Origin of the sequence: Chloroflexus sp. (assembly GCF_049970315.1) — a bacterium.
GTDB lineage: Bacteria > Chloroflexota > Chloroflexia > Chloroflexales > Chloroflexaceae > Chloroflexus.
Window position 1 is genome coordinate 75229 of the sequence record NZ_JBMFNE010000006.1, and the last position, 25379, is coordinate 100607.

General features: G+C 54.9%; 23 protein-coding genes. 5 read left to right on the top strand and 18 right to left on the bottom strand.

Annotated elements, in window-relative coordinates; all coding sequences use genetic code 11:
• Positions 1–38: 38 nt before the first annotated feature.
• The 9 genes from ACP5OT_RS06260 to ACP5OT_RS06300 all read right to left on the bottom strand — a co-directional run bounded on the left by ACP5OT_RS06260 (position 39) and on the right by ACP5OT_RS06300 (position 10321).
• Positions 39–758, bottom strand: coding sequence for an NUDIX hydrolase (locus ACP5OT_RS06260; protein WP_424676797.1), 720 nt, complete (start codon positions 756–758; stop codon positions 39–41).
• A 60-nt stretch (positions 759–818) separates the two neighbouring features.
• Positions 819–1799 carry a glucokinase gene (glk, locus tag ACP5OT_RS06265; RefSeq protein ID WP_424676798.1) on the bottom strand — a complete coding sequence of 327 codons (981 nt, stop codon included), beginning with the start codon at positions 1797–1799 and terminating at the stop codon, positions 819–821.
• Between the two features lie 62 nt (positions 1800–1861).
• The gene (gene rpe, locus ACP5OT_RS06270; protein WP_424676799.1) at positions 1862–2533 is read right to left on the bottom strand and encodes a ribulose-phosphate 3-epimerase; all 672 of its coding nucleotides are present in this window, start codon (positions 2531–2533) and stop codon (positions 1862–1864) included.
• A gap of 26 nt (positions 2534–2559) precedes the next feature.
• The gene (rpiA, locus tag ACP5OT_RS06275; RefSeq protein WP_428131663.1) at positions 2560–3273 is read right to left on the bottom strand and encodes a ribose-5-phosphate isomerase A; all 714 of its coding nucleotides are present in this window, start codon (positions 3271–3273) and stop codon (positions 2560–2562) included.
• Positions 3274–3356: 83 nt separating this feature from the next.
• Complete coding sequence (locus tag ACP5OT_RS06280; protein WP_424676801.1) at positions 3357–5114, bottom strand: M61 family metallopeptidase; 1758 nt, start codon at positions 5112–5114, stop codon at positions 3357–3359.
• 67 nt (positions 5115–5181) lie between these two features.
• On the bottom strand, positions 5182–6963 hold the full coding sequence (locus ACP5OT_RS06285; protein WP_424676802.1) for a hypothetical protein: 1782 nt from the start codon (positions 6961–6963) through the stop codon (positions 5182–5184).
• 51 nt (positions 6964–7014) lie between these two features.
• Positions 7015–7929 carry a cobalamin-binding protein gene (locus ACP5OT_RS06290; RefSeq protein ID WP_424676803.1) on the bottom strand — a complete coding sequence of 305 codons (915 nt, stop codon included), beginning with the start codon at positions 7927–7929 and terminating at the stop codon, positions 7015–7017.
• A 69-nt stretch (positions 7930–7998) separates the two neighbouring features.
• A complete protein-coding gene (gene pyk / locus ACP5OT_RS06295; RefSeq protein WP_424676804.1) occupies positions 7999–9423 on the bottom strand; it encodes a pyruvate kinase in 1425 nt (474 codons plus the stop codon).
• Between the two features lie 280 nt (positions 9424–9703).
• Positions 9704–10321, bottom strand: coding sequence for a helix-hairpin-helix domain-containing protein (locus ACP5OT_RS06300; RefSeq protein WP_428131665.1), 618 nt, complete (start codon positions 10319–10321; stop codon positions 9704–9706).
• Positions 10322–10497: 176 nt separating this feature from the next.
• On the opposite strand from ACP5OT_RS06300, the gene clpB reads away from it, so the two are divergent.
• Together clpB and dnaG are read left to right on the top strand one after the other, a co-directional pair.
• Positions 10498–13083 carry an ATP-dependent chaperone ClpB gene (gene clpB, locus ACP5OT_RS06305; protein WP_424676806.1) on the top strand — a complete coding sequence of 862 codons (2586 nt, stop codon included), beginning with the start codon at positions 10498–10500 and terminating at the stop codon, positions 13081–13083.
• 151 nt (positions 13084–13234) lie between these two features.
• Positions 13235–15208 (top strand): DNA primase, encoded by a 1974-nt coding sequence (dnaG, locus tag ACP5OT_RS06310; RefSeq protein WP_428111547.1) that lies wholly within the window; start codon positions 13235–13237, stop codon positions 15206–15208.
• A 46-nt stretch (positions 15209–15254) separates the two neighbouring features.
• On the opposite strand, the gene bchE is transcribed toward dnaG, so the two are convergent.
• The 7 genes from bchE to ACP5OT_RS06345 form a co-directional block, all read right to left on the bottom strand.
• Positions 15255–16901, bottom strand: coding sequence for a magnesium-protoporphyrin IX monomethyl ester anaerobic oxidative cyclase (bchE, locus tag ACP5OT_RS06315; RefSeq protein ID WP_428131667.1), 1647 nt, complete (start codon positions 16899–16901; stop codon positions 15255–15257).
• A 78-nt stretch (positions 16902–16979) separates the two neighbouring features.
• On the bottom strand, positions 16980–17591 hold the full coding sequence (bchJ, locus tag ACP5OT_RS06320; protein ID WP_428111550.1) for a bacteriochlorophyll 4-vinyl reductase: 612 nt from the start codon (positions 17589–17591) through the stop codon (positions 16980–16982).
• 164 nt (positions 17592–17755) lie between these two features.
• Complete coding sequence (locus ACP5OT_RS06325; protein WP_428131670.1) at positions 17756–18550, bottom strand: TlyA family RNA methyltransferase; 795 nt, start codon at positions 18548–18550, stop codon at positions 17756–17758.
• A gap of 1 nt (position 18551) precedes the next feature.
• Positions 18552–18893: a hypothetical protein gene (locus tag ACP5OT_RS06330; RefSeq protein WP_424676811.1), complete on the bottom strand. Its 342-nt coding sequence runs from the start codon at positions 18891–18893 to the stop codon at positions 18552–18554.
• A 142-nt stretch (positions 18894–19035) separates the two neighbouring features.
• Entirely contained in the window at positions 19036–19530 is a 495-nt protein-coding gene (locus ACP5OT_RS06335) for an NUDIX domain-containing protein (protein ID WP_424676812.1), read from the bottom strand.
• A 64-nt stretch (positions 19531–19594) separates the two neighbouring features.
• Positions 19595–20680: a CobW family GTP-binding protein gene (locus tag ACP5OT_RS06340; RefSeq protein WP_424676813.1), complete on the bottom strand. Its 1086-nt coding sequence runs from the start codon at positions 20678–20680 to the stop codon at positions 19595–19597.
• Positions 20681–20700: 20 nt separating this feature from the next.
• Positions 20701–20937 (bottom strand): FmdB family zinc ribbon protein, encoded by a 237-nt coding sequence (locus ACP5OT_RS06345; protein WP_424676814.1) that lies wholly within the window; start codon positions 20935–20937, stop codon positions 20701–20703.
• Between the two features lie 178 nt (positions 20938–21115).
• On the opposite strand from ACP5OT_RS06345, the gene ACP5OT_RS06350 reads away from it, so the two are divergent.
• The 3 genes from ACP5OT_RS06350 (at position 21116) to ACP5OT_RS06360 (ending at position 23171) form a co-directional block, all read left to right on the top strand.
• On the top strand, positions 21116–21613 hold the full coding sequence (locus ACP5OT_RS06350) for a glutathione peroxidase (protein WP_424676815.1): 498 nt from the start codon (positions 21116–21118) through the stop codon (positions 21611–21613).
• A 474-nt stretch (positions 21614–22087) separates the two neighbouring features.
• Positions 22088–22504, top strand: a complete 417-nt coding sequence (locus ACP5OT_RS06355; protein WP_424676816.1) for an NUDIX hydrolase — start codon at positions 22088–22090, stop codon at positions 22502–22504.
• A gap of 229 nt (positions 22505–22733) precedes the next feature.
• Positions 22734–23171, top strand: coding sequence for a hypothetical protein (locus tag ACP5OT_RS06360; RefSeq protein WP_428111555.1), 438 nt, complete (start codon positions 22734–22736; stop codon positions 23169–23171).
• A 58-nt stretch (positions 23172–23229) separates the two neighbouring features.
• Here ACP5OT_RS06360 and ACP5OT_RS06365 read toward each other — a convergent pair whose 3' ends face one another.
• Together ACP5OT_RS06365 and ACP5OT_RS06370 are read right to left on the bottom strand one after the other, a co-directional pair.
• Positions 23230–23715 carry a plastocyanin/azurin family copper-binding protein gene (locus tag ACP5OT_RS06365; protein WP_424676818.1) on the bottom strand — a complete coding sequence of 162 codons (486 nt, stop codon included), beginning with the start codon at positions 23713–23715 and terminating at the stop codon, positions 23230–23232.
• 224 nt (positions 23716–23939) lie between these two features.
• Positions 23940–25343 carry a pseudouridine synthase gene (locus tag ACP5OT_RS06370; protein ID WP_428131673.1) on the bottom strand — a complete coding sequence of 468 codons (1404 nt, stop codon included), beginning with the start codon at positions 25341–25343 and terminating at the stop codon, positions 23940–23942.
• Between the last annotated feature and the right edge of the window lie 36 nt (positions 25344–25379).

The window sequence follows — 25379 nt, forward strand, 5'->3', positions numbered from 1 at the left end:
GAACCAACAACGAACGCCCACGTCGTATCAAGCACGCCTCAATCGCGTCGATCCTCTCGCCAGCGAAAGACAAACTGCTTATCGCCGATACGTTCACGACGGAAGCGCCAAAGACGAGTCGGTCGGCCACGTCCCTCGCGGATGTACGGTGTTTCTTCAAGGATACCGGCTTCTTTGATTTTACGGTAGAAGTTTCCTTTATCGAGCTTTTCCCCCAGAATCTGTTCGTAGATATGTTTCAATTCGAGGATCGAAAAGAGTTCGGGCAGAAGTTGAAATGCCAGCGTCGTGTATTCAAGCTTCGAGCGCAGACGTGAGAGGGCATAGGCGAGTATCTGATCGTGATCGAAAGCGAGTGGCGTTGGTAGGTTATCAACCGGGAACCACCGGACATCACTACTTTCATCGCTGACCCGGATCGTCTGCGCATCGGCGCGAACCAAGGCAATGTAAGCAACACTAATGACGCGATGGCGCGGATCGCGCTGGACATCGCCGAACGTATACAATTGTTCGAGGTATACGTCGCGCACACCGGTCTCTTCCTCGAGTTCGCGGCGCGCCGCTTCCTCCAACGATTCGTCGAGCCGAATGAAGCCTCCCGGAATCGCCCATCGTCCCTCGAAAGGCCAACGCTTTCGTTGCACAAGCAACACGTGCAAGGTACGATTGATCAAACTAAAGATCACCACATCAACCGTTACTGCTGGTAACGGATATTTGCTGATATCAGAGCGAGTTGGGCGTTCTTCCTGCATGAGCGCGCATTCTCCCTTGCAATGATTTAGTGTTAGTAATACACTAAAAATAGCAGCTCGTCAAGTCATCGCAGCAGCAGCGGCTCCAAACAACCCGGCTTTCGGCTCGAGAATGACATGAATAGGGACGTTAGCCAGGAGATCACTGAAGCGACCCTTGTCACGGAAGATCTGTAAAAAGCGTTCACGCTTGATCAGCGGCAATACCCGCGGGGGCAGACCACCACCGATATACATACCGCCGGTTGCCAACACTTTAAGGGCTAGATTACCGGCTTCAGCAGCCAGAATATCGACAAACAACTCAAGGGTTGTACGGCAAACGAGACACATATCTTCGGTTGCCATGCCGGCTTGCGCGATAATCGGCGTAGGATCGGTCGCAGCGGCAAGCTGCTCGGCTACAGCCGGCGTTTCACGTTGGAGTAGGCAGTCACGGACGAACGCATACAGATTGGGGATACCGATCCCAGAACAGACACGTTCATAACTCACGTGACTAAAGCGTTGATGTAAATAGTCGAGCAAATCTTTTTCGATCTGATTTCGTGGCGCAAACGTCGTATGTCCGCCCTCGGAAGGATGTGGTCGGTAGCGTGTACCATCCCACGTCAGAAACGCCTCACCGAGACCGGTTCCCGGTGCGATGACGCCAATTGCCCCATCGGCAACCGGTGTGCCGGCGGTGAGGGTCACGAGGTCAGCCGGTTTGAGGATTGGCACCGATTGCGCAATCGCCTCAAGATCATTCAGGAGGCGCACCGGTACGTCACCCAACACCACACTCAGCTCAGCGGCATCGATTGTCCAGGCTAAATTGGTGATGCTGGCCCGTCCGGCCACGACCGGACCGGCCACTCCGAATGCAGCCGCAGCGATCGGCGTAGGATGGACAGACAGAAACTCGGCAATGATCGCTGCAAGGCTCGGATAGCGAGCACTGGGAAATGTCTGAATGTTCAATGGCGTGTGTGGCCCAGTATTCTGATCGAAGAGGGCAAGAATCGTCTTGGTACCACCAATGTCGCCGGCGAGATACATACTATCACCTACCATTCAACCACTGTCGAGCAAGCGAATACCAGAGCTGTCGAGATTACTTCTCAGCGTGTCTGCACCGAATCGGCGAGCGCTGTCCGAAGTGCGGCAATCGCCGCCGGGATCGGCTGGTCACCGAAGACGGCCGAACCAACAACTGCTACCGTCGCACCGGCCGCAGCACAAGCCGCAATGGTCGCCGGATGCACACCGCCGTCAACCATAATCTCCACCGGACGATCACCGAGCATGGTTGCCAGCCGCCGTACTTTCGCCAACACCGAAGGGATCAGCGTTTGCCCCCCAAAACCGGGATTAACCGTCATAAGTAGGATCAATTCAACCTGATCAATAACCTCTTCGACCATACTGAGCGGTGTTGCCGGATTCAGGGCAACACCGGCCTTTTTACCCAAGTCGTGGATCATCTGGATAGCCCGATAGACGTGCGGGGTGGCTTCGACATGCACGGTTATGAGATCGGCGCCGGCGGCGGCAAAATCAGCGAGATAACGCTCCGGCTCAACAATCATCAGATGCGCATCGAGGAGTGCGCCGTATCGGTCGGCCAACGGGCGCAACGAGCGCACCACCGGCGGCCCAAAACTAATATTGGGAACAAATTGGCCGTCCATAACATCGAGGTGAATCCAACCGATTCCCGCCTCGCATGCCGTGGCGACCTGTTCACCTAGACGAGAGAAATCTGCCGTGAGGATGGAGGGTGCTAAGCGCATAATCTTCTCTACATGGTATGACACGCTTATGGCGCTACTCTACCGCAATCTGTGCGAACAATATGCCGCACGCCTGTTGCTCCGGCAACGAACAAATCAGTTGCCAAGCCGATAAACAGGCCATGCTCGACGATACCGGCTCGTGCAGCTAAGCGGTCGGCCAGTGCAGCCGGGTCGGCAATCGGGCCACATGCCCAATCGAGGATCAGATGACCTTGATCGGTGCGAAACGGTTGCCCATCAGAGCGAAGGCGCAAGCGCACGCCCCCACCTTGGGCAGTTAACCAGCGAGCCGTTGCTCGGTAGCCGAAATCAACCACTTCAATCGGCAATGCGAAGCGCGTCCCAAGGGCCGGTGAGAGCTTACTTTCGTCAACGATAATCACAACCCGCCGACTGGCCTGAGCAACCATCTTTTCACGGAGCAATGCGCCACCACCACCCTTGATCAGGGCCATATCTGGATCGACTTCATCGGCGCCATCAATGGTTATATCAACATTCTCTACATCATCAAGGGTAGTGAGGGGAATACCCAGCTCACGGGCTAGTGCTGCGGTCCCTTCAGCACACGGTACACCGACGATCTCGCGGAGTTCGCCATTTGCCAAGCGTTCACCGATCATCCGCGTTGCATACGCGGCCGTACTCCCAAACCCCAACCCGATCACCATTCCCGGCTCGATCAGTCCTACGGCCGCCGCCGCCGCCATTGCTTTCAGCGTTTCAACAGAATTCATCACATTACCCGATTATCTGCAACTATACCACAACGACATCCACAGCAGGTTACGGAGTCTGCCCTACGTCCACGCAACGTTGCTTACACCATTCGCTCTAACCATGCCGCCCGCATACGCAGTTGGGCGGCAGTTGGAATCGCCACCGGTACCAACGATAGCGCATCATACGGCGCAACCGCCAATGGCACAACGACATCGATCAACGCATCACCACGGAAGAGGGTCAACCGCACTGCATCACCGGGCCGGCGTTCCAGCAGGCGTTGGTTGAGACGTTCCTCATTCACCCGCCAGCCATCGAGCGCGACCAACTCATCACCGGCATAGACACCCGCTTCGTAAGCAGGCCCATCACTGCGCACCGAAGCTACAATAGTTCGTTCACCTTGTTGACGCCAATTGATCCCCAACCAGGCCGGTGGCTGCCCATTGGGCCGTGGCCGTCGGTATTGCCAGCGTGGTTCCAGCCCAACGACGGCCAGGGCGGCATGATAATCGAGTTCGGCAACTCCTGCTACATACTGTTCGTACATGTCGCGAAACCCATTCTGTTGACCACCAACCGCCTCGATTGCAGCTAGCACTGCACCCTCTTCGGGAATACCCGGCCCTTCGACCGGATAGCGTTGGTACAGATAACGCATCACATCATCAAAGCTCCGCTCGCCGTTCGTCTGTGACCGGATCGCCATATCAAACATCCAACATACCAACGCGCCCTTGAGATAGTACGAGATACTGGAATTGATGCTATTCTCATCAGGACGGTAGAACTTAATCCAAGCGTCGAAGCTGCTCTGTTCGAGACTTTGCAACCGACGACCGGGTTGCTGTTGAAGTTGTACGATCTTATCGGCCAATTTTTGCAAATAGCGCTCTTCGCTCATCAGACCGGCTCGTACCAGCAGTAGCTCATCGTAGTAGCTCGTTGCCCCTTCCATCAACCACAGCAGGCGCGTGTAATTTTCGTTCTGGTAATCGAACGGGCCAAGTACTGCCGGACGCAGTCGTTTCACATTCCATGCATGAAACAGTTCGTGTGAGGTAAGGCTCAGATAGCGCTCATACTGGTCGGTAAACGTCCAGCGGTCGACCATATTGGTAGCGCTATTGCGATGTTCAAGGCCACCGCCCCGACCATCGGTCAGATGCAGAATGAACGTATAGTCGCGGTACGGCAAGCTACCAAACAGCGCCCGTTGTACTTCAACAATACGTTTGGTATCGGCCAACAAACGCGCTTCATCTTCATTCCCGTGGCCCCAAATGGCAATCCGGTGCGGTACATCATCGACGGTAAAGGTTAAGAGACGATGCGTGCCACATTCCACCGGGCAATCGACCAACTCATCGTAATCGGCTGCCTGAAACGATGCCCGCTGTGGGTGCGCCGGATCGGTCGGCAACGGAATGAGACCGGTCGTCACCTGCCAGCCGGGCTGTGGATCGACGTGAAGGATCAACGGCTCGCGCGTATGGCCGTGAACGTACATAAACACATTCGCGCCGTTGAAATAGCCGTGCGTGCCATCGAGATGACTGGTGCGTACCGTCAAATCAAACGCATAGACTTTATACGAAACAATGACGTGGGTTGCTGCACCGGCCTGCACGATCCAACTATCTTTGCGCACCTTGTGCCACGGCAAACGGACACCTGCACCGTCAGTCGCTTGAAACTCTTGCACATGGCGGGCAAACTCACGGATCATATACGAACCGGGCGTCCAGGCCGGTAACGACAATTGAACATCACCAGTCTCTGTCCGTTGAATAGTAATGTGAACATGAAAGAGATGGGAATGAGGCACGGGCATTGCAATGGTATAGGTTATCATCATGTCTCCACAAAGTAAGAGTGCGCCCAGGTCGGCGCACTCTCATCGTAACAAGCGCAATTCCATATTACGACGTAAACGATTTAAAAAGCATTCGCAAAAGCTGCGGTTGATCGGGATGTTCGTGTTCAACCTTACGTGTTAGCACCATTAAGCGGGCCGCTTGATCACGCCGTTGCCAGATGGCAAGTGCAAAGCGATCATCTTGGATGATACCACGTTCGCGGAGGAAGGCGTAAAAATGCTTGAGTGCACTACACATCTCGCGCACATGTCGCTCCGAGACATCGTAATGATTCGGATAGTAGTAAAACAGAAACTCATCGAGGGTCGCATAGCTACCCTCACTGAGCGCTAACCGATAGAACGACGCTAAAAACCACGCATACGGTTGCAAGAGACGAGCCTGAGTCTGGGCAGTCGAGCGCTTTTTCCCACACTCTTGTAAATAGTCAACATACTGATTGATGAGACTGGTACTTTGCAGATGGCATGCATCTTCGTCGTCATCATCATCATCCCAATCGAGATCATCGTCATTGTACCAATCGTCGTCATCGGTCAAACCGACAATGTCATCGTTATCGAATGACAAAGCATGAGCTTGAACCTGATCGGTCAGGGTATCGGATGCATACCGGATCGTCTGCGGATCGAGCGCAGGAAAGAGATCAGGTGCCTTGACCAATAACCAATTCAACTGACCGGCGATAATTACCTCGGCCTGTTCTTGAGTAGCGTGGTTTAATTGCTCTTGCACCTCAGGTGGTAATACTTCTTGCATGCGCAAAAACGCATAGGCCATTTCATCACTTGTTATGATTGCAAACGGCCCTAGCTCCTCATTAATGGCTTTCAAGAAAGCTTCATCATCCTCCTCATCGGACAGATACGACTCGCGGGTCAAACGACCATCCCAAATGCCTGCCTGCCGATCCTGTTCCCGCGAACGCTGAATTGCTTGCTGTAACGCTGCAATTTCCGCTAAGAGGGTCGTCTGATCAGAGGAGCGAATCAGCGATTGGGCCTGAACCTGATCGAGGATCGCTGGCGAGAAGACCACACGCTCGTCTGTGGGTTGGACTATCATTACTGCATCAACATCGAACGGATCGGTGACCAACTGGAGATAGAAGTCATCGATCAATTGCAGCCGTCTATCGTTCAACACAAGGTACTGCCATGGCCGACCGGGATAGGCAGTCCGCCACGCAGCTCCGGCAAAGATCGGCAACACGACCTCATCAACCGCAACCTGCTGGTGCCCGACGCGCTTTACCAATTCCGCAATAAGTGCTTGTTCTTGTGCTACAACCTCATCGGTGCGAAACGCGGCTACCGGTTCGTAGGTGAGATACATTTCTGGATGTGATCGGTACCGTACTTCCACCAAGATGCTATCACCGACGGCGAAGTGGTGATGGCGAAACCATTCGTGCAGATCAAGGGCAAGCCATGTTGCACCGGAGGGCGATGACACTTCATGTACCCGCAGTACATTATTCTGTTCGTCGTACATCAGAGGCAACGCGCGCTGGCGCGCGCCAAAGAATGGATACAGATGCGCAATCGGTAATTGACCATTGGCGATGTCTTGCGGTCGTGGCCAGCAGCGAAATCGGAGACCATCGAGCACCGAACGCAACGGCATATACTGCTTACGGTTGAGCTTCACCCAGCCGTGGCGAATACCTTCCCAACGCAACGTATCACGTACCGACGCCTCGGTAAAGGTAACAGGCCAACGCGCCTTCATAAGGTGGCAAAGTTCACCGACACTGAACGGCTGATCTAGCTCATGAGCGAGCGTTTGTAATAACTCGGCAATGGTGAGCTCTGACTTTGCCATGCACGTGACCTCCCCTAACTACAACCTTGTCTTCTGCTCAACCGTCATCAATTATCGCAGGACGGCCGCTGCGTTTGGCAGACTCCATCCGGCGAATAGGTCAGGATGGATGAGCGCAGCCAACAATTCTAAACTATCAACGATCCGTGGACCGGGTCGACTAAAATAGGTGTTGCCATCAACAACAAAGACTCTACCATTGCGAACTGCCGGCAGCGCATACCAACCGGTACGTTGCGGTAAGAGAGCTTGCGCCTCAGCCACTGCCCGTTCGAGGGTAAAACCACACGGCATGACAACGATGACTTCCGGAGCACATGCAATCACATCTGGCCATGCTACGCGTTGTGCTCGTTCGCCAGCCACTCCTAACACCGGATGGCCACCGGCAATAGTGACCAGCTCCGGGTTCCAATGCCCCGGCCCAAACACCGGATCGAGCCATTCCAAACAGGCAACCCGTGGACGATACGATACGCGCGCTGTTTGCGCACGTACTCGTTTAACCCGCTCGTTCAGCGCCTGAACCAGAGCATCGGCCCGTTCGGGAACGCCCAGCGCCCGCCCAATCGCCTTGATCGAACCGAAAATCCCGGCCAAGCTGGTCGGTTCAAATGATAAAATGTGCGCCGTACCACCGGCCATCACCGACTCGACCTGCCGAAGGGGCACAGCACACACCTCGCAAAGGGCCTGGGTCAGGATCACGTCGGGCTGGAGCGCATGCAGCAACGCCATATCGAGTTGGTAGATCGAGAGGTCATTGCGTGCTCGCTCACGAACTGCTGTATCGATTTCGGCGGAAGACACCGTCTCTGGTAGGTCGAGAACGCTCCGTGTCACCACCGGCAAACCGCGCACCGTCGGCGGATAATCACATTCATGGGTCACGCCGACAAGTTGGTCTGCAAGACCCAATGCACAGACTATTTCGGTTGTGCTCGGTAGCAGCGAGACAATACGCATGGTCATCCTGCCCGACGTGGTATGCTATTAGCTACAGCGTAGCATTCACGTGCATTGGTGTCAAGAATATTATTCAATCGTAATGACCTTTAAAAAGTTGGTTGGCCCATAGCGATACACCGGATGCCCGCCACTCAGGACGATCAAATCACCGCGCCGGGCCATCCCCATATCACGCATCATCCGCACGATCTGCTGTTCCAGTTCGTCGAGTCGGTCACGCGCCTCAATCACAATAGGTGTCACACCCCAGTAGAGACTCGTGCGACGTGCCGTCTCTTCAGTTGGGCAGAAGGCGAGGATCGGCACTTCAGGCCGGTAGTGGGAGACGAGCCGAGCACTTGCGCCGCTCTGGGTGAGCACCACGATAAAGCGCACCGGCAAGGTACTCGCAATAGTACACGCCGCAGCAGCAATTGCACGTGGAGTTGATTGTGAAGACACAATCGACCAGCGCGGTGTTGTATGTGAATGATTACCGCTCAACGATGACTCGACAGCATCGGCAATCAGCGCCATCATCTGTACAGCTTCAATCGGGTACGCACCGGCTGCCGTCTCACCGCTGAGCATCACGGCGTCGGTACCGTCGAGAATCGCATTTGCCACATCGCTCGCTTCAGCGCGAGTTGGTCGTGGGTTGTGGATCATCGACTCGAGCATCTGGGTGGCGGTAATGACGGGCAGCATCGCTTGATTAGCCGCGGCGATAATCTGCTTCTGTACAATCGGTACCCGTTCGGGTGGCATTTCGACACCAAGATCACCACGGGCCACCATAATCCCGTCAGCTTCGGCTAAGATCTCCGGTAAAACTTCAAGCGCCTCCGGTCGTTCTATCTTAGCAATGACCGGCGTTTGTTTGCCGGCTCGACGAATGAACTCCTTCACCTCACGCACGTCACTTGCGCGGCGGACAAACGATAACGCCACGAAATCCACACCCTGTTCGAGACCAAAGGCGAGATCGGCAAGATCCTTCTCGGTCGCGGCCGGCGCACTGACCCGCACACCCGGCAAATTGATGCCCTGATGTTCGCGTAACTTTCCACCATGCACGACCTCGGTCTCAACTTCAGTGTCGGTATGGTTGATGACCACCAGCTCGATTAACCCATCCGACAACAAAATCCGGTCACGTGGCCGCACATCGAGTGGTAAGGCCCGGTAGGTGGTACTGACGCGCTGAGCATCACCGATAATTGGTTCGGTCGTGATCACAAAGCGCTGGCCGGCAACCAGCTCGACCGGCTGACCGTTAACCAGTGGCCCGGTGCGAATCTTCGGTCCTTGTAAATCTTGGAGAATAGCGACATGGCGACCAGCTTCGGCAGCCGCTCGTCGCACCATCGCAATCCGCGCTGCGTGTTCGGCATGAGTACCATGCGAGAAGTTGAGACGGGCCACATTCATTCCGGCACGAATCAATCCGGCGATCCGTTCGGGGGTACTCGTCGCCGGCCCAAGCGTAGCAACAATTTTTGTCCGACGCATAACTCTACTCGATTCTAACTGCGTATGTTGGTTATCGAAATACGGGTATGCGTATACCTTCTTCAGCGGAGCCGTACCCGTATGACTCCCACATGCTGGTGAACGGTGTTGAGATGGGTACCGCAGTCGTATCTATGAGAACCGACAACTATCACCGGGCTGCGGCACATACCGAGCACACATTACGACACGACAACCAGCACGTCTCCCGCCACTTGTACATCACCGCGAGTATATGCGAGTCGCTCGATTTGTGCAAGGTTGTCAATGCAATTGTTCCCTATGGCCCAATTGTGACAAGCGGTGCAATCTGATTGAATAGCTTTTCACCGATCCCACTTACTTCACGCAACTCATCAACACTGCGGTACGGCCCTTGGGTTTCGCGGCGAGCAATAATCCGTTCTGCGAGCGTCTTCCCAACACCCGGCAACTCCTCCAGATCGGAGGCAGTCGCCCGATTCAGATTAATCAGTCCGTTATCGGTACTGCGATCACTCTCCGCCGGCAGCGCCATCCGTTCCCCAGCGTATGGCACGCGAATATGCTGGCTATCTTGCACGAGCGCGGCTAGATTAATCCCATCGATGTCGGCCAATTCGGTAAGGCCTCCGGCAGCTTGCAACGCATCGATCACACGCGATCCCGGCGGTAAGCGATACACATCCGGTGCAACGACTGCCCCTGAGACATAGACGACCAGTGGTGAAGGGATTGGCGTCGGTATCACATCATCCCACAATGGTTCAGGATTCGTCTGCGAGGCAGTGGCCGTTGCCAACCATGCAGCGCGGGTTTCAGGGCCAAACGCGATTAACAAACCACCGAGTAACGCACAAGCTATCGCTAAGAGCCGTTGTGGTCGCCGATACCATGGCGTCTCGCCATTCGTATTCATACGCTACCTCCATCACTTGCACCGTCTCACAAAAAAACTATCGTCATAAAGTAAACCGCAATCCATGCGCAAAAGACGCGCACAGGTTTTCCAATAGAACGTTAACGTTGTGCTATCGCGTCACAGATATCGATTTGCTACAGTAACAGCAGCAGAAACGTTAAGGAGGTGGACGTATGTCCTTCAATACCAATCGGTTTACGGAAAAATCGTATGAAGCGATTGCAGCAGCGCAGGCAGCGGCGGAGCGTCTCGGTAATGCCGAAGTCCAACCCGAACACTTGCTCTATGCCCTGCTTGATCAAAGTGACGGCGTTGTTCCGAAGGTGCTGGCCAAGCTGAACCTGCCGGTCGGTGCGATTAAGCAACAGATCAATAACGAAATTGCACGCTTTCCACGCATAACGAGTGGCAGTGCCCAAGTTCAGCTTGGTTCGCGCTTGCGCACGGTGCTGGTTAAAGCCCACGACGAGCTAGCTCAATTCGGTGACGAATATGTCAGCACCGAACATTTGCTGTTGGCCATTCTCGACCATGCCGGTGGTGCGGCTGAGCGTGTCCTCAAGCAGGCCGGTCTCACACGCGATAAGCTATTGATAGCCCTGCGCGAGGTACGTGGTGCGCAACGGGTAACCAGTCCTAACCCAGAAGGGACGTATGCGGCCCTCGAGCAGTATGGGCGCGACCTGACTGAACTGGCGGCACGTAACAAGCTCGACCCGGTGATCGGTCGTGATGAAGAGATCCGGCGCGTGATCCAGATTTTGTCGCGCCGTACCAAAAACAACCCGGTGCTAATCGGCGAGCCGGGTGTCGGTAAGACGGCGATTGTCGAGGGGCTAGCCCAACGCATTGTGCGCGGTGACGTTCCCGAGTCGCTCAAGAACAAGCGGGTCATCGCGCTTGACCTCGGTGCTTTGATCGCAGGTGCGAAATATCGCGGCGAGTTTGAAGAGCGGTTGAAAGCCGTGCTCAAAGAGATTCAAGAGCGCGACGATGTCATTCTGTTTGTCGATGAGCTGCATACCGTTGTCGGGGCCGGCGCTGCCGAAGGTGCCATGGATGCCGGTAATATGCTCAAACCGATGTTGGCGCGCGGTGAGCTGCACATGGTCGGTGCGACAACCCTCGACGAGTATCGCAAGCATATCGAGAAGGATGCGGCCCTTGAACGACGGTTCCAGCCGGTGATGGTTGATCCGCCGTCAGTCGAAGACACTATCTCGATCCTGCGCGGTCTCAAGGAGCGTTACGAGACACACCACGGTGTGCGCATTACTGATGGTGCGATCATTGCCGCAGCGATGCTCTCGGATCGCTACATCTCCGACCGCTTTTTGCCCGACAAGGCAATCGACCTGATCGACGAAGCGGCGGCCCGTCTGCGTATGGAGATTACCTCCGATCCGCAAGAGCTTGACGATCTGAAGCGGCGGATTATGCAGTTGGAGATCGAGCGGGAAGCGTTGCGCAAAGAGAAGGATCAGGCCAGCAAGGAGCGGCTTGAGAAGCTTGAGCAAGAACTGGCCAATCTGCGCGAGCAGCGATCGGCGCTGGAAGCTCAGATCCAGCGTGAGCGGAAAGAGCTGGAGCGCATCCAGCAATTGAAAGAAAAGATTGAACAGACCCGCGCCGCTATCGAACAGGCACAACGCCAGTACGATTACAACAAGGCGGCTGAATTACAATACGGCACGCTTGTCAGCCTCGAACGTGAGTTACAAGCGGCAGAGGCTGCGTTGGGTGGACAAAATCGTCTGCTGCGGCAAGAGGTCACCGAGACCGACATCGCCGAAATTATCTCGAAGTGGACTGGTATCCCGGTGACCAAGCTGCTCGAAGGCGAGCTTGAGAAGCTGGTACACATGGAAGAGCGCTTGCACCAGCGCGTTGTCGGCCAAGACGAGGCAGTTACCGCTGTCGCTAATGCAGTACGCCGTGCCCGTGCCGGTTTGCAAGACCCGAACCGACCGTTGGGCAGCTTCCTCTTTCTTGGTCCGACCGGTGTCGGTAAGACCGAGCTGGCCCGTGCGCTGGCCGAGTTCCTCTTTGATGACGAGCAGGCGATGGTGCGGATCGACATGTCGGAGTACATGGAGAAGCACTCGGTCGCTCGCTTGATCGGTGCGCCGCCCGGCTATGTCGGCTATGATGAGGGTGGCCAGTTGACCGAGGCGGTGCGGCGTAAACCGTACAGTGTTGTGCTATTCGATGAGATCGAGAAGGCGCATCCCGATGTCTTCAATGTCTTGCTGCAAGTGCTTGATGATGGCCGTTTGACCGATGGACAAGGTCGAGTGGTCAACTTTAAGAACACGGTCATCATTATGACAAGCAATATCGCCAGCGCAACTATTCAAGAGCTGGCGCGGGCCGGAGCACCGCAAGGTGAGATTCGGGCTGCGGTGATGGAAGAGCTGCGCAGTGTATTGCGGCCTGAGTTCTTAAACCGGATTGATGAAGTAATCGTCTTCTCGCCGCTCAGCCGCGAACACATCGATCAGATCGTCGAGATCCAGCTCAACAGGCTACGCAAGCTGTTGGCCGACCGCAAGCTCAACTTAACGTTGACCGATGCTGCCCGTGCCCAGTTGGCTACCGAAGGTTACGATCCGGTCTACGGTGCGCGTCCGCTCAAGCGGGTGATCCAGCAACGCATCCAGAACCCGCTGGCGTTGCAACTGTTGCAAGGCGCGTTCCCGGAAGGCAGCACGATCATCGTCGATGTCGAAAACGGCAACTTCGTCTTCCGACGCGGTTGATCACGGTAGCGTAGCAACGATGGGAGGGGCGAGGCACTGCCTCGCCCCTCTTTACTCGCCGGTGTGGTATCATACCGAAGCACCCAGCGGTATACCGTTTACAGACCGGTCGTTTGATGGTAAAACGCCGCCCATTCCTGTATGCACCACTATGAGCGTCATCGATGACATTAAAGCCAATATCGACATTGTTGACCTGATCAACTCAATGGGAGTCGGGTTACGCCGCAGTGGTCGCAGCTTTGTTGGTTTTTGCCCGTTTCACCCCAACACACGAACTCCAGCTTTTTACGTCTACCCGGACACCCAAAGTTTCTACTGCTTCGGATGCCACGCCGCCGGTACGGTATTCGACTTCGTAATGCGCAAACAGGGGATTGATTTCAAAGAGGCGCTGGAGCTATTGGCCGAGCGCGCCGGAATCCGGCTCGAACCCAAAAATGACGCACAACGCCAAGAAGACGCCCGCCGTGCTCGTCTTCTGGAGATCAACGGGATCGCTGCGCGCTACTTCAATAATGTGTTACTCAACCTCAGCCGCGGAGAACCCGGCCGCGCCTACGTTGCACGTCGCGGGATCAATCAGGACGCAATTGATGCGTTTCAGATCGGCTATAGTCTCGATGAATGGGGCCATCTCTTTTCTTACCTCCACGATAAAAAGGGGTACAGTGTCGAAGACATCATTGCCGCCGGTCTCGCCATTCCCGGCGAGCGCGGACCGTATGACCGGTTTCGCAATCGGATCATCTTCCCGATCCGTAACGTGCGTGGTGAGGTCATCGGGTTCGGCGGGAGAGCATTAGGAGATGCGCAGCCCAAGTATTTAAATACACCGGAAACATCCCTCTTTAAGAAGAGTGAAGTGCTCTACGGTCTCGATCTGGCTCGTGACGCGATCCGGGCTACCAACCGCGCGATTGTGGTGGAAGGGTATGTCGATGTGATTACTGCGCATCAGTACGGCTTTCGCAATGTGGTAGCACCGCTGGGCACAGCCCTGAGTAAAGCGCATATTAACCAACTCAAGCGGTTGACCGATAACGTCTATCTAGCGCTTGATGCCGACGCCGCCGGCCAGAAAGCTACCCTCCGCGGCCTTGAAACGATTCGCACGACCGGTGAGGAGGAAGGTGAGGGGCGGATGGTAACAACCGCCCAGGGAATCGTTCGACTGGAGAACGATGTCACCATTCGTGTCATCCGACTACCGGCGGGGCGCGATCCCGACGAAGTAATTGCCGCCGACCCCGACCTTTGGCAGCAGTTGGTCGAACAAGCAGCACCGGTGATGGATTTCTATCTCGAGGCGTACACTGCCGGACTCGACATGCACGACCCGATCCAGCAGCGGCAAGCGATAGAACGAATCATACCGCTTTTAAGCGAACTCGATGGTGCAGCGCAGCGGGTGTATGTTGCGCGGGTAGAACAGATTACCGGTGTACGGAGCGAACTGATTGTCGATCTGCTGCGCGCACGAGTACAACCGGCACGTCGCAGCGACCGTAGCCGGAACAAACGTCCACTGTCACGACCGGAGGAACCGCCGCTCCCACCTACTCCCCCTACACCGCTCGATGAACGTCGTCGCAAGACAGAGGCCTACCTACTGGCACTTGCCTTACGCTATCCGAGCGTCAATATTGCGATTGAGAAGCTCCTTGAGGAGTACCATGCCCGTTGTCGGGAGGCGGGCGAACTCTTTGGGGCCGGCGTCGAAGATCTGCTGGAAGAACCGCTCCATCAGGCAATTTGGCAGGCATATTTGGCAACACCCCTTGACCAGCGTCCAACCGATCAGGAGAGTTTGCAAGCATGGATTGAAACGCTCGGCGAACCCCTGACCGGCGGAGCCAAGCCGTTGCTCGAGTTACTCGAACGTCGCCCTGATGATGTTCGCTTCCGCCACGAAGCCGAACAGTGTGCGCGGATCTTGCGCAAGGCCCAAGTTGTGGAACGCATTCGGCGCTACAACGAACGGCTGCGCGAACTCGACAACGAAGAAGAGATGGAGCGCATTTTGCACCATCTCCGTGAACTGAGTACCTACGCCGAACAGATCACCCAGCCACGCCGGTCGAGTACATTTCCCGATTTACGTGATCTCCTTGGGAATGGGTAAATAGGTAGGGATATAGCGCCGCTATATCCCTACTGATCATCACGCCCTATGATACTGACTGAGTGGAAGATGCCGCTTCGTTCACGGGAATATTGAGGGGCACATTCAGCGGATTCTCGGCTTGCAGTTTGATCCCTTCGGGATCAAGGCCGGGCGCGGCCCCGCCAAAGGTCGTATCGGCTTGCATCTCTTTGCGCCGCTTCATCTCGGCGATCTGCTCAGGCGTGAGTACCCGTGACTCATCGAAACCAAGATCGATCTCGAGTTGGGTTCCACGCATATGAACCCGCCCAAGGTCGTAGAAGCGGCGGGTAATCGTCGTTTGCATGAAGGCACGGAGACAGCCGAGCATATAGCGCCGCTTGAATGGATCCTTGATGAAGGGGTATTCCAGGAACGCCTTCCGCATGTAGAAGCGCGCATAGTTGCGCAACACACCTTTGAGCACATCCTCGCGATCCATCGCTTCGGGCTTCATAATCGGGGTAACGAAATTGTACTTGGAGTAGTCACGTACCTCGACTTTATCGCCCAATTCCTCAAACAGCTCGGCAAATGGCCACGGCGTGTACATATTCCAGTTGGCCATATCCGGCTTCCAGTCGAGCACATAGCGATAGGTCTCTTCGATTGTCTCCGGCGTCTCGTTTTCCAGGCCCATAATGAACTGGGCCTCGGCTACCATCCCGTGCTTCTTGATCAGCTCAATTGCACGCTTATTTTGCTCAATCGTCGTCTGCTTGCGGAAGCGGTCGAGGTTCATCTGTGCTGCTGCCTCTGTGCCGAGCGAGATGTGAACCAGACCGGCAGCTCGCCAAAGTGGGAGAAGCGCTTCATCGCGGAGGATGTCGGTCACACGGGTATTGATACCCCAGTAAACAGGCAGTTTACGCCGGACCAACTCTTCGCACAGCGCTGTAAACTTCTTCCGATTGATCGTCGGCTCTTCATCAGCCAGAATGAAGAAGCCAACCTTGTGATCGCGCACCAACGTCTCAATCTCATCAACAAACTTTTGTGGGCTGCGCGAGCGATAGCGGCGCCAGAACTTCCACTGCGAGCAGAAGCGGCATGTAAACGGACAGCCACGGGCAAAGTTGGGCACGGCCACGCGCACGTTCAGGGGCACATAAATGTAGCGCTTCCAGTCGTAGAGGCTCCAATCGGGCGTAAGTTTATCGAGGTCGGCGATCGGATCACGCGCCGGTGTTGCAACTACTTTACCATCTTCGAGGTACGCGATGCCTTTGATCTTTGAACGATCACGTCGATCGCTACCAGCGGCGATTGCTTGCATTAACTCGACAATAATTTCTTCGCCTTCACCGCGCACAATGTAGTCAATCCACGGTGCCTCGGTTAAGACCTGCCCGTACATAAACGTTGGGTGGATTCCCCCAAGGATGAGGCGCGCATTGGGTAGTTCTTCACGCGCGATCTGGAGCGTCTCTTGCGCCTTGTAAATCATCGGGGTAATGGCCGTTGCCATCACCACATCCGGTCGGTTGTGGCGCAGAATAAGGCGTAGCTTATCGTTGGGCAAATCCTCTGTCATCGCATCAACGAAACGCAGGTTATCAAATCCCGCAGTCCGCAATGCGCCACCGATGTACGCCACCCAACTTGGTGGCCAGAACCCGGCAATCTCAGCTCCACCGGCATGGTAGTTCGGTTGGATCATCATGATCCGCATGCGTAGCCTCTCTTCCTTACTGACAACCAACTCTGAACTACAAGCAAGAGAAAAAAGGAAAGCAAAACTCCCTTTTGATCACCGATTGACGGTGATAGAAAACGTACAATGCGGCGCACCCATTGCTCGACACGCAACTTCTTGAACGCGGATCCGGTCATTCACAACCAAGCGCAGTAGTCCCTCGAAGGCAGCTCGATAGTAACTACAGACCGGATTGCTCGCGCGCACCCCACGCGACTCAATGCTATCGGCCAGCGTCAACTGCCACGAAGGCTTGAAGGAATAACTAAACCGCCCACTGCCCGCAAATGTCCAGGCATGTTGAGCAATCGCCGGGAGAAAGATGCGCAAGGCAAGACCGATAGGCACATGCGGCAAGATCAGCCGAATCGGTGTCGGTACGCGGTTGGTTGCAACGTAATGAGCCGTCAGTTCACCCGACCGGTCGAGCACCCGCATTGCTGCCGGCATACCAAGCCATGCGCGGAGATCGTGTATCAGGGCGCCAAAATCACTCTCAGGCAACATGTGATCGGGCATGCGTTCAAGCAAATCTACCCGCCCGGTGCGACGTAGCCAGGCCGCTGTCTGCTCGACTCCGTAGTGCTCCCGCAACGCAGCGACGGTCTGGATGATCGAGTTTGGTCCGATTTGGGTAATAGCAGAAGCGTGCGCTACTTCTCGCATGGAATACTCGCCATTGCTTGAGATGTCAACGTATGCTTTAAATGTAACATTTTTGCACTTCATTGCTAGTTATGAATTCTTCACACAAAGTAAAAGCTGAGTAAAGAGAGGTGTGCAAATGGTAGACAAGACGTGGCACACGCCACCGGGAAGGAGTATCACCCCTATCGAGAGGACGGTTCAGGCGAACACACACGCTCTATTGCCGATTCGCCGGCAAGTGGTGGCCGCTTGGGATGGAACAGCACGAGAAACTCCACGTTCCCCGCCGGACCGGTGATCGGTGAGCGCGTCAGACCGGCCGGGTTGAGCTGCTGAGTGACGGCAAACGCTACAACATCGCGTATTACCTGAGCATGCACTACCGGGTCACGCACAACACCACCCTTACCGACGAGTTGGGGGCCAGCTTCAAACTGCGGCTTTATCAGCGCCACAATCCACGCTTCCGGTGTGATCAACCGTTGTACGGTAGGTAAGACGAGGCGGAGAGAGATGAAACTAACATCGATCACGGCACAATCCGCGCGCATATTGTCGGGTAATGCCGTCAGGTAGCGAATATTGGTGCGTTCGAGGACGATCACCCGCGGATCATTGCGCAAGCGGTGGTCGAGAATACCATAGCCAACATCAACCGCCACCACCTGAGCAGCTCCACGCTGTAACAAGACATCGGTAAAGCCACCTGTGGATGCGCCAACGTCAAGTGCGATCAAACCGGTCGGATCAAGCTCGAATTGGTCAAGCGCATGGGCCAACTTGAAACCACCACGACTAACGTAGGGTAGACCACTGCGCACCTCAATCTGGGCATCGGCGGCAACTTGGGTACCGGCTTTCGTTTGCACCTGCCCGTTTACCAACACCTGACCAGCCATAATCAGCGCCTGTGCTTTGGCGCGCGTTTCGGCCAAACCACGCTCAACCAGCAAGGTATCAAGCCGTTGCCGGGTCATGCTAGCCTTCCCGATGCAACTCAACTTCGAGGCGTGCAATTTCCTCTTCCAGCTCGGCTACCATCGCGCGTAGCCAGTCAGGCGGCGGGTTATGCGGATCGTGCAAATGGTTACGTAACATACGTAACTGATTCCGTCGCAGCCGCAATTGTTCACGAATCGTCGCTTGTCGATCAACCGGCGGCGGCGAGGGTGGCAACGACTGGCCAGCTAGATAATCGGCGACTAAGTCGGTCATAAGATCGTCAAGCTCTTGTCCACGCTCACGGAGCAGCCAGTAGAGCTGTTCACGCTGTGCTTCGGTCAGCCTGATTCGAGTTGGTATCGTGTAGTGCCCACTCATAGTTACGGATTATACCGAATAGGCAAGGGACGAGCGACGGAATAACCGCTGGACAGCCTACCCGACGGAGCGATCGCTGTACGAGTAACCCGATGGAACACCCCTGTACGGCCGGATTGATCTGAAATTACATCAGTGGGCGCTATTGGCGCAACTGGGTAAAGAAGCGTATCACCATTTCTGTGTGCAGGGGAAACGCCAATTCAACCGGTGAGGTAATGATGACCCGTTCCACCGCTTCACTATTCGGCAAAAACGCCGGTAAATCTTTGCTCGACAATTGTGGCCCGATACCAAACACCAACAGATAACCATCGGGGGTACTACGAGCCGCGAAATCACCGATCAGTGCCGGATCGACCTCTACGCCCGCTTCCTCATACAGTTCGCGAGCTGCGGCCTCTTGCCATCGCTCGCCCATCTCGATAAAACCTCCGGGTAATGCCAATTGTCCACGACGTGGGTAAGCGGCCCGCCGAATCAAGAGCAGACCATCATCAACCGGCTGTAATAACAACACAACCGGTAACGGATTACGGTAGGTTGTACTGCCGCAATTGGTGCAAATCCGCGGCCACGGCTGGTACTCGGCGAACGGATGACCGCAAAATGAACAGAACGAGTGTTGACGATACATGACTTCCTGTGCAACGACCGACGGTTCTCACAAGAGCTTTAGTATAACATAAAACTGCCTCAATTCACGATTGATCACTGTCGGCGTTGCGGTTGGCTGACGACACCTGGGGGCGTTGCCAGGTTTGTTGGAGAGCAACCGACTCGGTCACTCCTGCTGCGTGCTCGATCAAGCAACGGTCAAATGCCTGACACAATGTCGTTTCATCGAGCTGGCCCGGTAAACCAATAAAGACCATCTGTGTCTGCGGTGGCTGATTGCCCCATGGCTCACCAACCGTGACCTGCACACGCGATCCGACCAATTGTAACACCGCTCGACGCTGCGGTACTTCGGCAAGATAGACTAATCCCTTCGCACGAAAGATCGCCGGCGGTAAGTCAAGAATCACGCGCCGAAACGCCTGGAGCGTAAAAGGTTGATCGGCAACATAGCTCCACGTTGCAAATGCAGAGCCGTGATCATGGTCGTGGTCGTGATGATCATGGTTGTGATGGTCGGATTCCGCAGCGACAACGAGATGCGGGAGTGGCATACGATGTTGCAACCGGCCCACATCTAAGAGCAAACGCAGCGGTACATCGGCATACATCGCCGGCAGAATACGTGCCTGTGGGACAATCCGCCGCACCCATGCTTCAAGCTCGGTTAACCGATCGGACGGCACGAGATCAATTTTGTTCAGCACGACAATATCAGCAGCGCTGATCTGTTCGACAATCAACGACTCATACGAAGGTTGCCGGTGTACATACTCGGCATCAATAACCGTGATCACGCTATCGAGGCGAAAATAGGCGCGTAGTTCCGGTAGCAGGAAGGTATCGGCAATTGCCCACGGATCACTTACGCCACTTGCCTCAATAATCAGATACTCTGGCAGCTGTGGTCTTTCTAACAAGGTAAATGCTGTCTGGAGTAGATCATCGCGGATCGTACAGCAGATGCACCCGTTCGCCAAGGAGATCGTTTCGCTCTCGACATCAATTACGAGCTGCGCATCGATATTGATCGAACCAAAATCGTTGACGAGAACGGCAACCCGCAAGCCATGATCGGCTTTCAAGATGCGATTGAGCAACGTCGTCTTCCCGGCACCGAGAAAGCCGGTCAGAATGGTTACCGGAATTGGTTGCTGAGGCACTTCCATTCCATCATTCCTTTCATGGATTATGAACGCCGGCGCGGCCGGCAACACGAACAGTCAAGACCATGGACAACCCGCGCGATCTGTGCCGGAGTAGCGTATACCGGCTCTGCTTGGCGGCGTGTGTGAAAGGTGCTGACGACCCGTGTACACCATCCGTGACAAATAGGGCATTCAACCGGTATGTCGGCTTGCCATGCAGGACGCAGCTCTTCCAGCTCGATGTCGCATTCGGGGCATTCGTAGACGTAGATTGGCATAGAGATCTATCGATGTAAGTAAAGGTTGGAACCATTATTGATACATTATATCATTTTAGACAATAGTGTCAATGCCGGACATAGCAAGTGAGCAATCCATCTTGGTTATTTCTGCTCTTGCGCCAGGATATACCTGAGTGCATAATGATCAGGAACTATGTAGTTAGAGGGTCTTTGTATGTCGATCTATCAATTTACCGCTCAACGCATTGACGGCACTCTGCAACCGCTCTCCGAATATCGCGGGCAAGTGCTATTGATCGTCAACGTTGCCAGTATGTGCGGGCTTAGCCCACAATATGTCGGTTTAGAACAGCTCTATCGTCGCTACCGCGATCAAGGGTTTGCCGTCCTGGGCTTTCCAAGCAACCAGTTTATGCAAGAACCGGGCAGCAACGAAGCGATTGCCGAGTTCTGCGAACGAACCTATCAGGTAACGTTCCCGCTTTTCGCAAAAGTTGACGTGAACGGCCCAAATGAGCATCCCTTGTTTGCCTATCTCAAGCGTCAGCAGCCGGGCTTATTTGGCAGTACGGCAATCAAGTGGAATTTCACCAAGTTTCTCGTCGATCGAAATGGCAAACCATACCGGCGCTACGCTCCTACCAATTTACCTTCGGTGATCGAAAACGATATTGTTGCGCTTTTGCGTCAACAACCTGCAACGGTAGGATAAACGATGCCCAAAACCCGACGTAACATGTTTCGAGTGCGGTGTGGTATGGTGTATTGTAAGAGAGGTGTATTTGCCTCGCACACCACATCCTCATTCCACCTATGTCGTTAACCTCGCTTGACTTCAGCCCACCGTGGTGTGCGATAGGGTAACTGTATGCCAGACCTGCGGTGGGGTGAAGCCGTCCCCTGCCTATGCCAGCCCCCCTGTGGTGTGCGATAGGGTAACTGTGTGCCAGACCTGCGGTGTGACGTGCAACAGCAGCCTGTCCCATTCCATCCTTCCCTACAGTTTGTACCTACTTCGAGTAAGAGTAACAGATCGAACCGGCTCATAACACCACAGCTTTGAAACGGTGTCTATCTCTAACCAACTTGATCAACTATTAATCATACCTGATAGTGAAACGCGGTATGATACATCAAAACAATCGACTGTTATTACCTATCAAATAACCTAACAGGATAGAGGATCATGCTACCAATTCGAGGTGTAGGCGCCGTCGTATACCGAACAAAACCCGATGGCACCATTGAGATATTGCTCATCCGTAAACGTAATGGGTGGTGGTCACTACCGAAAGGCAAGCTCAAACCCAACGAACCACCACTGACGGCAATTGTGCGCGAAGTATGGGAAGAGACCCACGTGAGTGCTGAAGTCATCGATGTGGTCGGAAGTGTCGATTATGTAATCAGCGGACCCAAGGGTGAACAGCGAAAAATTGTTGATTACTACTTGCTGCGTGCCTACAAAGGACGTGCCCGTCCGTGCGGCGGCGACGAGCAGATTGTTGATGTCGAGTGGGTACCGTTAGCCAAAGCACTTGAACGGTTGCACCGACCACGCTTGAAAGCGATCGTCCGGGCGGCTCAGTCACTCTTTAGCTGACCGGACAATACCGCTCCCTTTCATCAAGTGGTCTGCACAACCAATTTCCAAATAACTCAGCTCTTATGCACAGGTACCATTCCTGACCGGCGTGCTATAATGGGAGCAGATAGCACGTTGTGAAGTCTACTCATCTATCCGTCATCACTAAACGATTACACTACCATTTACGTCCCCAACTGCGTAACAACATATCAAGCAGGACCTCAGTGGGAAGGGATAATCTACCATGGATGAAGTCGCTGCAACTCAGCTTGCGCGTCGCGTGGAAGAGCATCGCCAGGTCATTGCCGAACGGGTCGCGACCCGTTTATTACGGGCCTTCCCAGAGCTTACCCATACCCTACGTCTCGAAGAGAATTACGGCCCGGTGGAACGAATGGCCGAGGTTGCGGTACGCCCGCTGAGCGACTTGATCCGTGCGATGCTGTTGTTTGACGCACTGGAGATTGCCGAAACGGAGTTACGCTGGGCACGAGGGGTCTTGCCGCGTTGGGGGGTATCTTACGAACATACCACTGCAATGATCCGTTGGTATTTTGAGGAATTGAACCGTCTTCCTCTATCGTCAGCCGAACGTACCGTGGCGATGGAGGTCGAGCGTCACCTGTTACATCTAATGATACGCCTGTACCGTTCCCCTAACCATCATAAAGTGCCAGCCTAAGAAGGATTTGCCGGATGATGGATGAGGGGGCATGCTAGTCGTGCCCCCTTTGTCATCCTTACTTCACAATCAACTTACCCTGCATCAACGGATAGTGACCGGGTACTGTGCAAATGAACAAATAGCTACCTGCTGCGGGAGCGGTAAAGGTAACTTCTACCGTCTCACCACCGTTAGCCAGCGGAGTCTCGGCCAGAATATTGCTCTTATCTGCCGGCAGATAATTGGCTGCCGGGCCAGCACTCAGGCCGGCATTTGCAATCGCAGCCGCCTCGGCATCACCACCCTTGATTAGGATCCAGTTGTGCTGCTGCACCGCCGAGTTGTTCTTAAAACGAAGGGTCACGGTCTGACCGGGAGCAACCGTTAGTTCCGTCTTGTCAAAAGCCAACTCTTCGCCTTTCGAGCCGATCTCGAGCGTTACCGGACCACTGCTGGCGCTACCGCCGGTTGAACCACCACTGCTACCACCACCACACGCAGCAAGGGCCATTGCCATTACTGCCAATACAGCGATAGCCATCACTCGAAACAACGTCTTCATGAGAAACCTTTCTTTCTTGTTCGATCTGTCACAAAGCTACGCTAATCATGTATACCACTGTCTCGACTCTTGTCAAGTCTCATCGCATACATTCGCAATAGGTAGTTTCGATGGATATTATGCTTGCTGAAGATGGCTCGCTCCGCTTGACATGACAAATTAGGTTAGGAAGATGGCTCGCTCCGCTCGAAATAACAAGGAGAGTAGGTAGTGTCGATGGAGAGTTATTCTTGTTCGGTATCACGGCGAGTCTCCTGCACTGAACGGCGCATACTGGATGGCTTGTGATCAAAACGATTCGTGCGTTCCACCGATGTGTTGGTCGGATCATGGTGTGACGTTGGCGAGCGGTGTTCAGATTTTGACGCCCGCTCTTGGTGTGGTCGCCCTTCGTGGTCCCGATGTCGCAGATTTCGTTCGGTACTGCTCCGGCCACGCGGCGCCCGACCTGCACGGGCGTCCCGCTCGCCCCACGCCCCACGACCGGCCTCACCGCGGCTCCCCTCATCCTGCCGGCCACGCGGCACCCGACCTGTGCGTGCGTCCCGCTCGCCCCACGCCCCACGACCGGCCTCACCGCGGCTCCCCTCATCCTGCCGGCCACGCGGCGCCCGACCTGTGCGTGCGTCCCGCTCGCCCCACGCCCCACGACCGGCCTCACCGCGGCTGTCCTGCCGGCCACGCGGCGCCCGACCTGCACGGGTGTCCCGCTCGCCCCGCATTGAACCTTCTGCAAAACGTTCGTCACGTTGTGTCCGAGGCGAACGGTCAGCGATTCGACGCTCGCTTTGCTCAGATCGCTGCCGCGTTACCGGCGCTGAGGCTCCGGCATGGTGAGATTTTTCATCAAGAGCGCGAGACTTCACTACGTCGGTCGGCCTGGTTGGCGCATCCGCTAACGATCGGCGCACCGAAACATGTGCGCGAAGTGCAGCTACTTCTTCATCGGTCAAATGACGCCACGCACGTGGCGGCAAATCACCGAGCTGTAGCGGACCTTCGCGCACCCGAATCAGACGACGCACTTCATAGCCTAACAACTTGGCGACAACGCGGATTTGGCGTTTGCGCCCCTCTCGCAACACAATCCGCACCCACACACCTTCAGGAGTTGTCTCAAGCAATTCAACCCATGCCGGTGCGGTCATCTCACCTTCGAGCAGCACACCATTACGCCAACTCCGCAATGCATCGGGCGTTAATGCTCGATCAAGTAATACCCGGTACTCTTTCTCGACCTCAAAACTCGGATGCGTAAGGGCATAGGCCAACTCGCCATCATCGGTCAGCAAGATCAATCCTTCGCTATCCAGATCAAGCCGTCCTACCGGAAAAACACGTGCCGGGACATCGACCAGTTCGACAACTGTGGGACGACCATGGGTATCTTCCGCTGTTGAAACTACCCCTGCCGGCTTGTGCAGCATAATATAGGTACGCTTAGCCGGTATCCGCAGCGGTTGACCATCAACCAAAATTTCATCATGCTCAAGATCGACGCGCGTACCGGGTACAGTCACGACTCGGCCATTTACCGTCACTCGACCAGCAGCAATGAGTTCTTCACAATCGCGCCGCGACGCGATCCCAGCACTAGCCAATACTTTCTGTAAACGTTCAGGGCTCACAGACAACCTTTCATGTTGACCAATAGATAAAAAAGA

Coding starts and splice junctions, on each gene's coding strand:
- ACP5OT_RS06345 (WP_424676814.1), bottom strand. CDS start 20,937: ATGCCAATCTACGTCTACGAATGCCCCGAATGCGACATCGAGCTGGAA.
- rpiA (WP_428131663.1), bottom strand. CDS start 3,273: ATGAATTCTGTTGAAACGCTGAAAGCAATGGCGGCGGCGGCGGCCGTA.
- ACP5OT_RS06280 (WP_424676801.1), bottom strand. CDS start 5,114: ATGATAACCTATACCATTGCAATGCCCGTGCCTCATTCCCATCTCTTT.
- ACP5OT_RS06285 (WP_424676802.1), bottom strand. CDS start 6,963: ATGGCAAAGTCAGAGCTCACCATTGCCGAGTTATTACAAACGCTCGCT.
- ACP5OT_RS06355 (WP_424676816.1), top strand. CDS start 22,088: ATGCTACCAATTCGAGGTGTAGGCGCCGTCGTATACCGAACAAAACCC.
- bchJ (WP_428111550.1), bottom strand. CDS start 17,591: ATGCGAGAAGTAGCGCACGCTTCTGCTATTACCCAAATCGGACCAAAC.
- ACP5OT_RS06350 (WP_424676815.1), top strand. CDS start 21,116: ATGTCGATCTATCAATTTACCGCTCAACGCATTGACGGCACTCTGCAA.
- ACP5OT_RS06335 (WP_424676812.1), bottom strand. CDS start 19,530: ATGTATCGTCAACACTCGTTCTGTTCATTTTGCGGTCATCCGTTCGCC.
- ACP5OT_RS06260 (WP_424676797.1), bottom strand. CDS start 758: ATGCAGGAAGAACGCCCAACTCGCTCTGATATCAGCAAATATCCGTTA.
- dnaG (WP_428111547.1), top strand. CDS start 13,235: ATGAGCGTCATCGATGACATTAAAGCCAATATCGACATTGTTGACCTG.
- pyk (WP_424676804.1), bottom strand. CDS start 9,423: ATGCGTCGGACAAAAATTGTTGCTACGCTTGGGCCGGCGACGAGTACC.
- ACP5OT_RS06330 (WP_424676811.1), bottom strand. CDS start 18,893: ATGAGTGGGCACTACACGATACCAACTCGAATCAGGCTGACCGAAGCA.
- clpB (WP_424676806.1), top strand. CDS start 10,498: ATGTCCTTCAATACCAATCGGTTTACGGAAAAATCGTATGAAGCGATT.
- ACP5OT_RS06300 (WP_428131665.1), bottom strand. CDS start 10,321: ATGAATACGAATGGCGAGACGCCATGGTATCGGCGACCACAACGGCTC.
- bchE (WP_428131667.1), bottom strand. CDS start 16,901: ATGCGGATCATGATGATCCAACCGAACTACCATGCCGGTGGAGCTGAG.
- glk (WP_424676798.1), bottom strand. CDS start 1,799: ATGTATCTCGCCGGCGACATTGGTGGTACCAAGACGATTCTTGCCCTC.
- ACP5OT_RS06360 (WP_428111555.1), top strand. CDS start 22,734: ATGGATGAAGTCGCTGCAACTCAGCTTGCGCGTCGCGTGGAAGAGCAT.
- ACP5OT_RS06365 (WP_424676818.1), bottom strand. CDS start 23,715: ATGAAGACGTTGTTTCGAGTGATGGCTATCGCTGTATTGGCAGTAATG.
- ACP5OT_RS06290 (WP_424676803.1), bottom strand. CDS start 7,929: ATGCGTATTGTCTCGCTGCTACCGAGCACAACCGAAATAGTCTGTGCA.
- rpe (WP_424676799.1), bottom strand. CDS start 2,533: ATGCGCTTAGCACCCTCCATCCTCACGGCAGATTTCTCTCGTCTAGGT.
- ACP5OT_RS06340 (WP_424676813.1), bottom strand. CDS start 20,680: ATGGAAGTGCCTCAGCAACCAATTCCGGTAACCATTCTGACCGGCTTT.
- ACP5OT_RS06325 (WP_428131670.1), bottom strand. CDS start 18,550: ATGACCCGGCAACGGCTTGATACCTTGCTGGTTGAGCGTGGTTTGGCC.